The sequence below is a fragment of the Plantactinospora sp. ZYX-F-223 genome (assembly GCF_039649625.1).
Lineage (GTDB): Bacteria > Actinomycetota > Actinomycetes > Mycobacteriales > Micromonosporaceae > Plantactinospora.
In genome coordinates, this window is the sequence record NZ_JBDJAV010000012.1 from 86,378 (window position 1) to 100,912 (window position 14,535).

At 70.5% G+C, this 14,535-nt stretch carries 11 protein-coding genes; 3 read left to right on the plus strand and 8 right to left on the minus strand.

Features of this window, described 5'->3' with window-relative positions; all coding sequences use genetic code 11:
• Positions 1–33 precede the first annotated feature (33 nt).
• The 7 genes from glgB to AAH979_RS14465 form a co-directional block, all read right to left on the minus strand.
• Positions 34–2,139, minus strand: a complete 2,106-nt coding sequence (glgB, locus tag AAH979_RS14435; protein ID WP_346258595.1) for a 1,4-alpha-glucan branching protein GlgB — start codon at positions 2,137–2,139, stop codon at positions 34–36.
• Complete coding sequence (locus AAH979_RS14440; protein WP_346258596.1) at positions 2,127–4,175, minus strand: alpha-1,4-glucan--maltose-1-phosphate maltosyltransferase; 2,049 nt, start codon at positions 4,173–4,175, stop codon at positions 2,127–2,129. The genes glgB and AAH979_RS14440 overlap by 13 nt, the downstream gene beginning before the upstream one ends.
• A gap of 138 nt (positions 4,176–4,313) precedes the next feature.
• Entirely contained in the window at positions 4,314–5,540 is a 1,227-nt protein-coding gene (gene glgA / locus AAH979_RS14445) for a glycogen synthase (protein WP_346258597.1), read from the minus strand.
• A gap of 69 nt (positions 5,541–5,609) precedes the next feature.
• Positions 5,610–6,503: a patatin-like phospholipase family protein gene (locus AAH979_RS14450; RefSeq protein ID WP_346258598.1), complete on the minus strand. Its 894-nt coding sequence runs from the start codon at positions 6,501–6,503 to the stop codon at positions 5,610–5,612.
• Positions 6,504–6,533: 30 nt separating this feature from the next.
• Complete coding sequence (locus AAH979_RS14455; RefSeq protein WP_346258599.1) at positions 6,534–7,730, minus strand: hypothetical protein; 1,197 nt, start codon at positions 7,728–7,730, stop codon at positions 6,534–6,536.
• A 15-nt stretch (positions 7,731–7,745) separates the two neighbouring features.
• Entirely contained in the window at positions 7,746–8,849 is a 1,104-nt protein-coding gene (locus AAH979_RS14460; RefSeq protein ID WP_346258600.1) for a fatty acid desaturase, read from the minus strand.
• 374 nt (positions 8,850–9,223) lie between these two features.
• Entirely contained in the window at positions 9,224–9,865 is a 642-nt protein-coding gene (locus AAH979_RS14465) for a LysE/ArgO family amino acid transporter (protein ID WP_346258601.1), read from the minus strand.
• Between the two features lie 72 nt (positions 9,866–9,937).
• Between AAH979_RS14465 and AAH979_RS14470 the strand changes: the two genes are divergently transcribed.
• From AAH979_RS14470 to pgm, 3 genes are all read left to right on the plus strand, one after another.
• On the plus strand, positions 9,938–10,828 hold the full coding sequence (locus AAH979_RS14470) for a LysR family transcriptional regulator ArgP (RefSeq protein WP_346258602.1): 891 nt from the start codon (positions 9,938–9,940) through the stop codon (positions 10,826–10,828).
• Positions 10,829–10,964: 136 nt separating this feature from the next.
• Positions 10,965–12,227, plus strand: coding sequence for a glucose-1-phosphate adenylyltransferase (glgC, locus tag AAH979_RS14475; protein ID WP_346258603.1), 1,263 nt, complete (start codon positions 10,965–10,967; stop codon positions 12,225–12,227).
• A 72-nt stretch (positions 12,228–12,299) separates the two neighbouring features.
• Complete coding sequence (gene pgm / locus AAH979_RS14480) at positions 12,300–13,946, plus strand: phosphoglucomutase (alpha-D-glucose-1,6-bisphosphate-dependent) (protein WP_346258604.1); 1,647 nt, start codon at positions 12,300–12,302, stop codon at positions 13,944–13,946.
• A gap of 39 nt (positions 13,947–13,985) precedes the next feature.
• Here the strand turns inward: pgm and AAH979_RS14485 are convergent, their stop codons facing one another.
• Positions 13,986–14,429 (minus strand): hypothetical protein, encoded by a 444-nt coding sequence (locus tag AAH979_RS14485; RefSeq protein WP_318401102.1) that lies wholly within the window; start codon positions 14,427–14,429, stop codon positions 13,986–13,988.
• Positions 14,430–14,535 lie beyond the last annotated feature (106 nt).

Below are 14,535 nucleotides of genomic sequence, written 5' to 3' on the forward strand. Positions count from 1 at the left end.
CTCCGCCGGAGTCGCGGTGCGTCCCGCCGCCGCTCAGCCCGGGCGGAGCCAGAGTACGCCGAGCGGCGGCACCCGCAGCGCCGCCGAGGCGGGCAGCCCGTGCCACGGCTGGTCGTCGGCGGTGACCGCGCCGAGGTTGCCCACCCCGGAGCCGCCGTAGCAGTCCGCGTCGGTGTTCAGGATCTCGGACCAGCGCCCGGCCAGCGGCAGCCCGATCCGGTAGCCCTCGTGCGGCAGCGCGGCGAAGTTCGCCACGCAGACCAGTGGCGAGCCGTCGGCGGCGATCCGGGTGAAGGCCAGGGTGTTGTTGGCGGAGTCGTCCGAGACGATCCACCGGAAGCCGGCCGGTACGGTGTCCTGGGACCAGAGCGCGGGATTGTCCCGGTAGCCGCGGTTCAGGTCCCGGAGCAGCCGCTGCACGCCGGCCCGGCCCGGATCGTCGACCAGGTGCCAGTCCAGCCCCCGGGTCTCGCTCCACTCCCGGTCGTCGCCGAGTTCGCAGCCCATGAAGAGCAGTTGCTTGCCCGGGTGCGCCCACATGTACGCCAGCAGCGCGCGTACCCCGGCCAGCTTGCGCCACTGGTCGCCGGGCATCTTCCCGAGCAGCGACCCCTTGCCGTGCACGACCTCGTCGTGGCTGATCGGCAGCACGTAGTTCTCGCTCCAGGCGTACACCAGGGAGAAGGTCAGTTCGTTGTGGTGGTGCTGCCGGTAGATCGGGTCCTTGCCGAGATAGGTCAGGGTGTCGTGCATCCAGCCCATGTTCCACTTGAAGCCGAAGCCCAGCCCGCCGGCGTCGGTCGACCGGGTCACCCCCGGCCAGGCCGTCGACTCCTCGGCCACCATCAGCACACCCGGATGCTTCCGGTAGACGGTCGCGTTGACCTCCTGGAGCAGGGCGATCGCCTCAAGGTTCTCCCGGCCGCCGTGCTCGTTCGGCAGCCACTCGCCGTCGCCGCGGGAGTAGTCCAGATAGAGCATCGAGGCGACCGCGTCCACCCGCAGACCGTCCACATGGAACTCTTCGCACCAGTAGAGCGCGTTCGCGACGAGGAAGTTGCGGACCTCGGGGCGGCCGTAGTCGAAGACGTACGTGCCCCAGTCCGGGTGCTCGCCGCGGCGCGGGTCGGGGTGCTCGTAGAGCGGGGTGCCGTCGAACCGGGCCAGCGCCCAGTCGTCCCGGGGGAAGTGCGCCGGCACCCAGTCCAGCAGCACCCCGATGCCGGCGGCATGCAGCCGGTCCACCAGGTAGCGGAAGTCGTCCGGGTCGCCGAAGCGCGCGGTCGGGGCGTAGTAGCCGGTCACCTGGTAGCCCCAGGAGCCGCCGAACGGGTGCTCCATCACCGGCAGGAACTCGACGTGCGTGAAGCCCAGGTCGAGCACGTACGCGGTGAGCTGGTCGGCCAACTCCCGGTAGGAGAGCCCCGGCCGCCACGAGCCGAGGTGTACCTCGTAGACGCTGATCGGCTCCTGGTGCGGCTGCCGCCGGGCCCGCCGGTCCAGCCAGTCGGCGTCGGACCACTGGTAGCCGGACCCGTCCACCACCGAGGCGGTGGCCGGCGGCACCTCGGTCCGCCGGGCCAGCGGATCCGCCTTGTCCCGCCACTGCCCGTCCCGGGACAGGATCCGGTACTTGTACCGCTGCCCGGCCGCCGCCTCCGGGACGAAGATCTCCCAGACCCCGCTGCTGCCCAGCGACCGCATCGGCCAGCCCTGGTGCGCGCCCCAGCCGGTGAAGTCGCCGACCACCCGCACACCCAGGGCGTTCGGCGCCCAGACCGCGAACGACACCCCGCCGCCGTCGGCCGGCCGGGCGCCGAGCGCCGTCCAGAGCCGCTCGTGCCGGCCCTCGGCGATCAGGTGCAGGTCGAGTTCCCCGACGGTCGGCGGGAAACGGTACGGGTCGTCGCGCGGCTCGCCGTCCACCACCACCCGGTAGTCGAGCACCGTGCCGGGGACCGTCGCCTCGAAGATCCCCTCGCCGTGCACCCGGTGCATCGGCCGGCGTTCCCCGCCGACCAGCAACTCCACTGTGCCGGCACCCCGACGCAGCGTACGGATCACCGTCCGGTCGCCGTCCGGGTGGGCACCGAGCAGGGCGTACGGGTCGTGTGCCGTACCGGCGATCAGCTCGTCCATCCCTGGCCTTCCGGTCCGGCGGGTTTGTCGGTGCCGTTGGCCCCGGCCCCGGCCCCGTCGCCCGCCCGGCCGTCGTGCCGGTGCACGGTGAAGACGTGCGCGGGGGAGAGGAATGGGTCGAGCCCGACGACGTTGTGCTGCCCCCAGTCGTACCGGGCACCGGTCAGCTCGTCGTGCACGGTGAACCGCTCGTGCCAGTCGAAGCCGAGCGCCGGCATGTCCAGCACGGTGTTGCCCCACTGCACCTGCCCGGGGTCGACCGAGCAGACCACCAGCACCGTGTTGCCGGTCTGCTCGTCCCGCTTCGACCAGCAGAGCAGCGCCGGGTTGTCGATCTGGTGGAAGACCAGGTTGCGCAGCCAGTGCAGCGCCGGGTTGTCCCGCCGGATGGCGTTGAGCCGGGCCAGGAACGGCGCCAGCGACCGGCCCTCGGCCTCGGCCGCCGCCCAATCCCGGGGGCGCAGCTCGAACTTCTCGTTGTCGAGGTATTCCTCGGCGCCGGGCCGGGCCAGGTGCTCGAAGAGTTCGTAGCCGGCGTAGATCCCCCAGGAGGGCGAGAGCAGGCTGGCCAGCACCGCGCGGATCTTGAACATCGGCGGCCCACAGTGCTGGAGGTGCTCGGGCAGGATGTCCGGGGTGTTCGGCCAGAAGTTCGGCCGCATGTAGTCCGCCGCCGCCACCAACTCCTGGCAGTACTCGCGCAGCTCGGCGGTGCTGGTCCGCCAGGCGAAGTAGGTGTACGACTGGGTGAAGCCGATCTTGCCGAGCCCGTGCATCACCGCCGGTCGGGTGAACGACTCGGCCAGGAAGAGCACGTCCGGGTCGTGCCGCTTGACCTCCCAGATCAGCCAGTGCCAGAAGTCGAAGGGCTTGGTGTGCGGGTTGTCCACCCGGAAGATCCGGATGCCCTGGTCCACCCAGTGCAGCACCAACCGCAGTACCTCGGCCCGGATCCCCTCCGGGTCGTTGTCGAAGTTGACCGGGTAGATGTCTTCGTATTTCTTCGGCGGGTTCTCGGCGTACGCGATCGACCCGTCCGCCCGGGTGGTGAACCACTCCGGGTGCGCGGTGACCCACGGATGATCCGGCGCGGCCTGGAGCGCCAGGTCCATCGCCACCTCCAGGCCGACCCGCCCGGCGGCGGCGACGAAGGACCGGAAGTCGTCGAGCGTGCCCAGGTCGGGGTGGATCGCGTCGTGCCCGCCCTCGGCCGCGCCGATCGCCCACGGCGAGCCGATGTCGTCCGGCCCGGCGACCAGGGCGGCGTTGCGGCCCTTCCGGTTGATCCGGCCGATCGGGTGGATCGGCGGCACGTAGAGCACGTCGAAGCCCATCGCGGCGACCCCGGGCAGCCGCTCGGCGGCGGAGCGGAAGGTCCCGGACCGGGCCGGATGCCCGTCGGCGGCCAGCACCGCCCCCTCGGAGCGCGGAAAGAACTCGTACCAGGCGGAGAAGAGCGCCCGCTGCCGGTCCACCCAGATCGGCTGGGCCGGGGCGCTGGTCAGCAGCGTCCGGACCGGGTACGCCCAGAGCAGGTCGGCCAGGTCCAGCGCGGGGGAGACCCGCTCGGGCAGCGGCCGCGCGCCGTCCCGCAACGCGGTGGCGGCGGCCCGGACCCGGTCCCGCTCCTGCACCGGTACGCCGTCGGCGGCCCGGTCCAGCAGGTCGGCGCCCTCGGTCAGGTCGTTGGCCAGCTCGGCTAGCCCCTGCCCGGCGTCGATCTTCTTTCCGACGGCGTCCCGCCAGGTCAGATAGGGATCGTCGAACGCCTGCACGGTGAAGCTCCACTCGCCCACCGCGTCCGGCCGGATGGTGGCGTGCCACCGGTCGTCGAAGTGCGGGCCGGGGCGCATCCGGACCACCGGCCGCTGCGCGCCGTCCGGGCCGCGCCAGGCGACCTGGCAGCCCATCGCCGCGTGCCCCTCCCGGTACGACAGCGCGGTCACCGGGATCAGTTCGCCGACCACCGCCTTGGCCGGGTACCGACCACCCGCCACGGACGGCGTCACGTCTTCGATCGGAATCCGTCCACTCACCCTGCCCAACCTACTGTGATTGATCGACGGCCGCGCGCCGGACGCATTCCGGCTGGCCGGCCCCGCCGCCCCGACAGCCAGGCGTCATGATCCGGGAGCGTCCGGCGTGCCAGGCAGGGCGCGCAGAACGCTCCCGCATCAGCCGAGGGCTTCCCGGTAGACCGCCACGGTGCGGTCGGCGATGGCGTCCCAGGAGAAGTGTTCGACCGCCCGGCGCCGGCCGGCCCGGCCCAGCTCGACGGCGCGTCTCGGGTCGTCGAGCAGTTCGGTGATCGCGGCGGCCAGGTCGGCGACGAAGCGCTCCGGATCGAGCGGGGTGCCGGTGCCGTCGCCGGCCTGGGCGATCGGCACCAGCAGGCCGGTCGCGCCGTCCGCGACCACCTCGGGGATGCCGCCGGTGGCGGTCGCCACCACGGCGGTCTCGCAGGCCATCGCCTCCAGGTTGACGATGCCCATCGGTTCGTAGACGGACGGGCAGACGAAGACGGTGCTGTGGCTGAGGATCTGGATCACCTCGGGCTTGGGCAGCATCTCGGCCACCCAGACCACCCCCTCCCGGCTGGCCCGCAGTTCGGCGACCAGCGCCTCCACCTCGGCGGCGATCTCCGCCGTGTCCGGGGCACCGGCCAGCAGCACGAGCTGGGCGGTCGGCGGCAGCCGGTGGGCCGCCCGGAGCAGGTACGGCAGGCCCTTCTGCCGGGTGATCCGGCCGACGTACGTCACGCTCGGCCGGTCGGGGTCGACACCGAGCCGGTCCAGCACGTCGGTGCCGGAGTCGGGGGCGTACTGGTGGGTGTCGATGCCGTTGTGCACCACCCGGACCCGCTCCGGTGCGACCGCCGGATAGGCGGCCAGCAGGTCACGCATCATCCCGGCGGAGACCGCGATCACCGCGTCGGCGGCCTCCAGCGCGGTCCGCTCGCACCACGAGGAGAGCGCGTAGCCGCCGCCGAGCTGCTCTGCCTTCCACGGCCGCAGCGGCTCCAGACTGTGCACGGTCACCACATGCGGTACCCCGTGCAGCAGCTTGGCGACGTGGCCGGCGAGATTGGCGTACCAGGTGTGGCTGTGCACCACGTCGGTGCCGGCGGTGCCGGCCGCCATCGCCAGGTCCACCCCCATGGTGCGCAGCGCGGCGTTGGCGTGCGCCAGTTCCGCCGGCTCCGGGTACGCGGTGACGCCGGGATCGGCGTACGGGGACTGGCGGGGTGCGCCGAAGCAGTGCACCCGGGTGTCGGCACGGGTACGCAGTTCGCGGGCGAGGTATTCGACGTGCACCCCGGCCCCGCCGTACACCTCCGGGGGGTACTCCCGGGTCAGCAGGTCGACCCGGAGCCGCCGGTCGTCGGGTACGGATTCGGTCACAGCCGGCACCCTAGTGCAGCCCGCCGCGCTCCGCCGGACAAGTCCGCCGCGCCGTCCAGGTCGAGAGCTCTACTGCCGCTTCGACTCTCCGAGGGGCGCCAGAGCGCTCAGCGCACGCATGCCGTCCTGGTAACCCATCTCTTCGAGCACGAGCAGCTTCTGCCTGTCGGTCTCCAGCCGATGCCCCAGCCGCGCCTGGTCCACCGGCGCGATCCGGATGACCCGCACTCCCGCCACCGACCCGTACTCGGTCAGGTCCTCGATCGCGGCGCCGAGCGGATTCCTGGCCAGCAGCAGGTGTTTGATCGACGACGAGAGGTTGGGCAGGAGCCTGACCACGTACGACTCGCGACGGCTCTCCAGTTCCCTGCCGAGATTCGGCTTCGCCACGCTGGAGATCGCGATGATGGCCGTCGGATTCCGGCGCGCCGCCCGCAGCACCGGTAGCGGATCGCTTATACCGCCGTCGATGTAGCGGCGATCGTCGATCATCACCTTCCTCGGGTACAGCAGCGGGATGGCCATCGTCCCGCGCAGCGCGCGGTAGAGGTCGTGGTCCGACTCGCTCCGGGCCAGGTCGACGTATCTGGCCGAGCCGTCGTGCGCGTCCGTCAGGCCCACCTCGAAGGTGAGGTCTCGGCTGGCGAGCGCCTTGACGGAGAGCGAGGTCACCGCAGCTATGCTGTCGACGAGGAGGTCGACGTCGACGATCTTCCGGAAGCGCCAGAGGTTGATGAAGCGATCGCCGCCGAGCCTGTCCAGGAACGCATCCGCCGCTTCGGCGACCGCCCGGCTCTCCGGCCTGGCGAGATGCGCGGCGAGCACGGCTCCCGAGACGCAGCCGGCGCTGGCCGTGTGGATGGTCTGCACCCGGTCCGCGTAGCCACCCTCGACGACCGCCCGGATCGCGCCGAGACAGTATATCGAGCGCATTGCGCCGCCCTGGATCACAACGGAGATCATTCTGGGGCTCCTAAATGGGTCGGCCGATGGTCATGGTGAGAAGTATTTGACCACCTGAATGGAAATCGCAGAGATGGGGCCGAGGATGGAGAGGGCGCCGGCGACCAGCCATCGTTGTCGTATCGGGGTTGAGGGAATCTTGGCAATGTATTCGAGTCGTTGATAGGCGACCAGGAGCAGCAGCAGGCCCTCCGTATCCGTCCGTCCGGCGTTCTTCTTTATCTCCTCCGCCACCTCCCGCGTCTGGGCCTCCTTGTCTCGCCGGACCTGACGGCGGAAGTTTATGTTGACGGCGAAGAACACATAGCCGACGACGCCGATGAACACCGAGAGCAGGACGACGGTCGCGATGGTGCCGGTCGCCGGCTCCAGAAAGAAGGACAGCGCCCAGGCGCTGAGTAGCGTGCACAACGCTCCGGCCTGCATGTTCGTGATTAACTGCCGTAGTCGGAGCCAGCCGAAGAACCCGTCGGGGTTTAGCATGTTGGCCCTGAACTGGTAGTCGTTGTGGAGACGCTTCAGGAACGAGACATACGTGAGACCCACCACCGCCTCCGCGTAAACCATATAGATGCCGATCGCCCCAAAGAGAATCCAGACTACACCTCCGGGGCGTAGCGGTTGGAGACTCGCCCACCACTCGTCGTAAAGCCCGGGAGCGAGAAATCCGAACAGCCCGGACTGGAGCGCCAGGTTGGTGAGAGTCGTGAAGGCGAGGGCGACCGCGAATGCGAGAGGCGAGAACTTTCCCCAACGCCGAAGCCGGAGATTGACCGCTTCCACGGCCTCGGTGAGCTTCCGCCGGCCGGCCTCGTCGTACTTGACGCAGCCGGACGCCTCCATCTCGGAATGCAGGCTGGCGGCTCCCCGGTACAGGGCGTAGACCAGCGGCACCGAGGCGGCGATGGTGAAGGTCAGGATGATGGACGGATAGTCGCGCAGGTAGGGAACGGATGTGTCGACACCGTTCGACTCGTTGCGGAGCGCGAAGAGCCAGATGTCGTTCCACAGGGCGTCCGCGTCCTTCGACCGCAGGAACAGGCCGGATGCGGCTGCCGACCAGATGGCCGCCAGCGCGGTCAGTGCGGCGGTGCAGAGGGCGACGGTCAGGTTGCCCGCCGCGGCGCCGTCCAGCCTGGCCAGGATCAGAGGTTCCACGACGAATGGCCTCAGGTCCGGGATGGGCGCCGGTTCGGTGCGCTGCGTTTGTTTCGGTACTGGCTGCACCCTGGGTCCTTTCGGCTATCTGTCGAGGCTGCTGCCGAGCCTGTGCGGGAGGCTGTCGGAAGGGCGCCGGGCGAGGCTGCGGACGAGCGACGCGTGCGACCGGAGGGCCTCGATCATGTTCCTGTGCACCGGTAGGTCGATGCCGATCTCCCGAAGGTCCGCCCGCAACCGCGCGGTCACGGCCGGCAGTTCGAAGAAGGTGAGACTCGGTGCCAGGTGGTGGGCGACGTGGAAGTTCACCCCACCGCAGAGCCACCACCAGAAGTCCTGCGACCGGCCCACGTCGGTGGTGCGCAGTACCTGCTCGCACAGGGGCCAGCGGGCCGAGTAGTCGTCGCTGGCGTCGGAGAGCGCGGTGTTGTGCTGGACCTGGGTGACGAAGGAGACCAGCGTGCCGGTGAGCAGGTGGAAGACGAGGAAGGTCAAGACCGCCCCCCGCAGGGACTGTGCGAGAAGGACCGGGACCCAGACGACCACCGGCCCGGCGTACTTGTCGACCAGGAAGAACCAGCCGGGCGTCGTGATCCTGATTCCGGGAAGGTTGTTGTAGCGGCGTACGAGACCGGGCTCGGCCGGCTTGAGCATGTTCAGCGTCGAGAACGGGAGCAGTAACCACATGTGGACGTGTTGGGTCAGGTGCAGTGGCTGCCACTGCTGCGCGGACGAGACCCGCCCCAGCCGACCGAACTGGATGTCGGGATCGAACTCCGGGTTTCCGGGGTATCGGTGATGGAGTCGGACATGCTTGTAGGCCCACCAGCTCGGACTGAATCCGACGGGACTCGCACCGAGCCGGGCCAGCAGGAAGGCGACGGTGGCGGGTGCCTGGACGCTCCGGTGGACCGAATCGTGGAACCAGGAGCCGAGTACGGAGACGGTGGCTATCGCGAAGACGGCTATTGCGGGCAGGTTGTAGGGAAAGGCGAACAACAAGATCCCGGTGTAACCGCCGAGCAGTGGCAGTACGCGTGACGCCGCGTCCGCGGCCACCCGGGTAGGTGTCGGATGCTGCCGGTCGGCGAGTTCGCGGGCCCGGAAGGCGCGCAATCTGGCCTCAAGATATTCCGACCTACGGAGACCGGTGACGGTCGCTCCCGTGGCCTGCGTTCGGAGTGTCATTCGGCCCACGCTCACAATGTCGGCCCTAGCTGGGATGACGAGCACCGTGCCGGTGGTCCGTCCACCGTTGTCTCGGCATCCTCCGGTGCCGGGTGATGGCGGTCGGACGGGACCTCCGCTCCGGGCGGAACGGGAAATGCCGGGTGCGGTGATCGACGGACGGAACCGCGTGGTGGGCTTGTCGGATCACGATCCTTGGTGGGCCACGAGGAAGCCGCATATCGATCGGTACGACTATAGGGGCTGTTTATATGACCTTCCTCAACCGAACGGTCATCCTTGCTGTCGTCTCGCCGACGTCCCTGATGTCGTCACCTGTCGCCGTGCCGTCGACCCTGGGCGCGAGATGCGCCGCCGACCTCGGGCGGGGCCGCTCAGCCCGCCACCAGGCTCACGCCGATGGTGATCATCGTGATCGCGATCAGAGCGTCCAGGACGCGCCAGGCGACCGGGCGGGCGAAGACCCGGCCGAGCAGCCGGGCCCCGTAGCCGAGCGCGGCGAACCAGACGAAGCTGGCGAGCGCGGCCCCGGCCCCGAACGACCACCGGCCGGCCTGGCCGTGCGTGTTGGCGATCGAGCCGACCAGCAGGACGGTGTCCAGATAGACGTGCGGATTGAGCCAGGTCATCGCCAGCACGGTGAGTACCGCGGTGCGCAGCGTCGAGGTGCCGCCGCCGGTGCCGGCCCGGAGGCTCTGGGTGGCGAAGACCCGGCGGGCGGCGAGCAGGCCGTAGCCGACCAGGAAGGCGGCGCCGGCCCAGCGGACCACGGTGAGCGCGACCGGGGCGCGTTCGACCACCGCCCCGATCCCGCTGATGCCGGCCAGGATCAGTGCCGCGTCCGAGACGGCGCAGATCGCCACGATCGGCAGGACGTGTTCGGCGCGTACGCCCTGCCGGAGCACGTACGCGTTCTGCGCCCCGATCGCCACGATCAGGGAGAGGCCGACGCCGAACCCGGCGACGAGGACGGGCAGTACACCGGAGGTGGCGGCGGCAGTGGAGGAGAGGATCACGGGCCCGACCCTAGGTAACCCGTCCGGACCACTCCAGCTAATCATTCTTATGATTCGTTAGACTTGCTTAACGTGGACCTCCAGTTCGAGCAGCTCCGGACCTTCGTCTCCGTCGTCGACGACGGCTCGTTCGAGGCGGCGGCCCGGCGGCTGCACGTCACCCCCTCGGCGGTCAGCCAGCGGATGAAGGCGCTGGAGAGCACCGTCGGCCGGGTGCTGGTCGAACGCGGCAAGCCGGCCCGCCCGACCCCCTCGGGGCAGGTCGTGCTCCGGCTGGCCCGCCAGGTCGCGCTGCTCGCCACCGACGCGCTCCAGGAACTCGGGCAGGACTCGGCCGAGCCCGCGGAGTTCAGCCGGATCCCGATCGTGGTCAACGGCGACTCGTTGAACACCTGGGTACTCCCGGCGCTGGCGGCGGCCGCCCGCGAGCGGATCTGTGTCGACGTCTACCGGGAGGACCAGGACCACTCGGTCGAACTGCTCCGCCAGGGTACGGCGATGGCGGCGATCACCTCCGAGTCCCGGCCGGTACAGGGCTGCGCGGTACGCCCGCTCGGCCGGATGCGCTACCGCCCGATGGCCAGTCCCGAGTACCTCCGGACCTGGTTGCCGGACGGCCCGACCGTCGAGGCACTGGCCCGCGCCCCGATGGTGGTCTTCGACCGCCGGGACGACCTCCAGGAGCGCTACCTGCGGCAGCGGTCCCGCCGGGACTGGAACCCGCCGCGCAACTACGTCCCGTCCTCCGGGGATTTTCCGGAGGCGATCCGGCTCGGGCTCGGCTGGGGGATGGTGCCGCCCCAGCAGAGCGAGCGCTATCCGGCCGGCAGCCTGGTGCCGATCGACCCGGCGGCGGTGGTCGAGGTTCCGCTCTACTGGCAGCAGTGGCGGCTCGACTCCCGGCTCCTCGGCGTACTGGCCGACAGCGTCGCCGCCGCGGCCGCCGAAGCCCTCGACGGGTAGCCGAGCCCGGGCAGGTCCGCGCCGGCCCGCTGAACCCCGTCGCGGGCGTCCTCGGCCAACCCCGGCTGGTGCCGTGGATCCGGGCGAATCGGGCCGTTGAAGATCTTGCTGGGACGAAGCCGACGAGCCCCGTGCGGTGGGCTGCCGGCTCCGTTACCGTCGGGACATGTCAGCCAAGGTCCTCGCGATCGTCCTGGCCGGGGGTGAGGGCAAGCGACTGATGCCCCTGACCGCCGACCGTGCCAAGCCGGCCGTTCCGTTCGGCGGCATGTACCGCATGATCGATTTTGTGCTGTCCAACCTGGCCAATGGCGGGTTCCTGAAGATAGTGGTGCTGACCCAGTACAAGTCGCACTCGCTGGACCGGCACGTCACCAAGACCTGGCGGATGTCGAACCTGCTCGGCAACTACGTGACGCCGGTACCGGCGCAGCAGCGCCGCGGACCGTGGTGGTTCGCCGGCTCGGCCGACGCGATCTACCAGAGCTTCAACCTGATCAACGACGAGCAGCCGGACTACGTCATCGTGTTCGGCGCCGACCACATCTACCGGATGGACCCCCGGCAGATGCTGGAGCAGCACATCGACTCCGGCGCCGGGGTGACGGTCGCCGGCATCCGCCAGCCGCTCGCCTCCGCCGACCAGTTCGGGGTGATCGAGGTGGGGTCGGACGGCCGGCGGATCCAGGCGTTCCGCGAGAAGCCGACCGACGCGAAGGGCCTGCCGGACGCGCCCGACGAGATCTACGCGTCGATGGGCAACTACGTCTTCACCACCAGGGTGCTCTGCGAGGCGGTGGAGACCGACGCGGCCGACCGGGCCAGCAAGCACGACATGGGCGGCAGCATCATCCCCATGCTGGTCGAGCGGGGCGAGGCCAACGTCTACGACTTCCGCGACAACGAGGTGCCGGGCAGCACCGACCGGGACCGGGCGTACTGGCGGGACGTGGGGACGCTGGACTCGTTCTACGAGGCGCACATGGACCTGATCGCCGTACACCCGGTCTTCAACCTCTACAACTACGAGTGGCCGATCTACACCGACCACCCGCCGTGGCCGCCGGCCAAGTTCGTGCACGGGCTGGAGGAGCGGATCGGCCGGGCGGTGGAGTCGATGATCTCCCCGGGGGTGGTGATCTCCGGTGCGCTGGTGGAGAACTCGGTCGTCTCGCCGAATGTCCGGGTGCACTCCTGGGCCCGCGTGGAAGGCTCGGTAGTGATGGAAGGGGTGGAGATCGGCCGGCACGCCGTGGTCCGCAACGCCATCCTCGACAAGAACGTGGTGGTGCCGGAGGGCGCGGAGATCGGCGTCGACCTGGACCGCGACCGTGAGCGGTACACGGTCTCCGACCGTGGGATCGTGGTCGTCGGCAAGGGGCAGCGCGTCGAGCCCTGACCCGTCGGCCGCCACCGGCGGAGCCGGCACCCCCGGTTCCGCGTTCCCACACCCGTGCCAGAAGGAGGTCACATGTCGGTACACGCCCGCGCCGGCCAGCCCGCCGAGCCCGAGGACCTGGTGGACGTGCCCCGGCTCGTCACCGCGTACTACGCCGAGCAGCCGGACCCGGCCGACCCGGCGCAGCAGGTCTCGTTCGGCACCTCCGGGCACCGTGGGTCGAGCCTGCGGGCGGCGTTCAACGAGCGGCACATCCTGGCGATCACGCAGGCGACCTGCGAATACCGGCGGGATCAGGGCGTCGACGGGCCGCTGTACCTGGCCCGGGACACGCATGCGCTCTCCGAGCCGGCCATGGTGAGCGCGCTGGAGGTGCTGGCCGCCAACGAGGTGACGGTGCTGGTCGACAGCCGGGACGGCTACACCCCGACCCCGGCGCTGTCGCACGCGGTGCTCCGGCACAACTCCGGGCGTACCAGCGGGCTCGCCGACGGGATCGTGATCACCCCGTCGCACAACCCGCCCTCGGACGGCGGGTTCAAGTACAACCCGACGCACGGCGGCCCGGCCGACACCGACGCGACGAGGTGGATCCAGGACCGGGCGAACGCGCTGCTGGCCGACGGACTCCGCGAGGTCAGGCGCATCCCGTACGCCCGGGCGCGCGCCGCCGACACCACCGGCCGGTACGACTTCCTCGCCGAGTACGTCGACGACCTGCCCTCGGCGCTCGACCTGCCGGCGGTACGGGCCGCCGGGGTGCGGATCGGCGCGGACCCGCTGGGCGGGGCGAGCGTGGCGTACTGGGGCGAGATCGCGGACCGGCACGGCCTGGATCTGACCGTGGTGAATCCGCTGGTCGACCCGACCTGGCGGTTCATGACCCTGGACTGGGACGGCAAGATCCGGATGGACTGTTCGTCCCCGTACGCGATGGCCTCGCTGATCGCCCGGCGCGCCGACTACCAGGTCGCCACCGGCAACGACGCCGACGCCGACCGGCACGGTATCGTCACCCCGGACGGCGGCCTGATGAACCCGAACCACTACCTCGCGGTGGCGATCTCCTACCTGTTCGGCAACCGGCCCGACTGGTCCGCGGACGCGGCGGTCGGCAAGACCCTGGTCTCCTCGTCCATGATCGACCGGGTCGCCGCCGACCTGGGCCGGAAGCTGCTGGAGGTCCCGGTCGGCTTCAAGTGGTTCGTGCCGGGGCTGCTGGACGGCTCGGTCGGCTTCGGCGGCGAGGAGAGCGCCGGGGCGTCGTTCCTGGCCCGCGACGGCCGGACCTGGACCACCGACAAGGACGGCATCCTGCTCTGCCTGCTGGCCGCCGAGATCATCGGGGTGACCGGGCGGACGCCGAGCGAACACTACGCCGACCTGGTGTCCCGGTTCGGCGAGCCGGCGTACGCCCGGATCGACGCGCCGGCCGACCGGGCCCAGAAGGCGGTGCTCGGGCGGCTCTCCCCGGACCAGGTCACCGCCACCGAACTGGCTGGGGAGCCGATCACCGCCATCCTGACCGAGGCGCCGGGCAACGGTGCGGCGATCGGCGGGCTGAAGGTCAGCACCGAGTCCGGCTGGTTCGCCGCCCGCCCGTCCGGTACGGAGGACGTCTACAAGATCTACGCGGAGTCCTTCCGGGGACCGGAGCACCTCGGCCGGCTCCAGGAAGAGGCGCAGGCACTGATCACCGAGGTGCTGAAGGGCGCCTGACCGGGCCGGGAGCCTCGCGGTGGCAACCCGGACGTCGTGTCAGGCGGTCTCGGGCCACCGGTCACCGGCGTCGAGCCGCTTGCGCAACAGCGCGGCCAGCGGCATCGACTGGCCGTCCGGCCCGCCCTCACCGACGACCAGCTTCGCGGATTGCGGCCGGACAGTCGCACCGGTGAACCGGGCACGCAGGCTGGTCGGCACGGTCAGCAGGTAGAAGTTGCCGGCGTCGTCCACCGCGTGGATCCGGGCGAGGTCCAGGTACCAGCCGGTGAGCTTGGTGCGGTAACGGGTACGGCCGTTGTAGGCGAGTGCGGTCAGTCTGGTCTGCCGCAGCCCCCGCTCCCGGGCCTGCGCGACGAACGCCGCGACGAGCTGCCGGGCCTGCTCGTGCTCCGCGTCCCGACGGTGCTGGTCGGCCAGTGCCCGGGCGGCGACCGCCTGCCGTCGTTGCTCCGCCCAGTCACCGGACCCGTCCTGCCGCATCTCAAGGACGGTACGCCCACCCCGCGTCCCGCCCACGACCGACGTGTCCGGCCTGAACCCGACCTGCCAGCGGCCTGGATCGTTTACCGGTGGTTGAGGTAGGCGC

Bases quoted from the DNA above. Each gene is read 5' to 3' on its own strand.
- glgB (WP_346258595.1), bottom strand. From the start codon at position 2,139: ATGGACGAGCTGATCGCCGGTACGGCACACGACCCGTACGCCCTGCTC.
- AAH979_RS14450 (WP_346258598.1), bottom strand. From the start codon at position 6,503: ATGATCTCCGTTGTGATCCAGGGCGGCGCAATGCGCTCGATATACTGT.
- AAH979_RS14460 (WP_346258600.1), bottom strand. From the start codon at position 8,849: ATGACACTCCGAACGCAGGCCACGGGAGCGACCGTCACCGGTCTCCGT.
- pgm (WP_346258604.1), top strand. From the start codon at position 12,300: ATGTCGGTACACGCCCGCGCCGGCCAGCCCGCCGAGCCCGAGGACCTG.
- AAH979_RS14485 (WP_318401102.1), bottom strand. From the start codon at position 14,429: ATGCGGCAGGACGGGTCCGGTGACTGGGCGGAGCAACGACGGCAGGCG.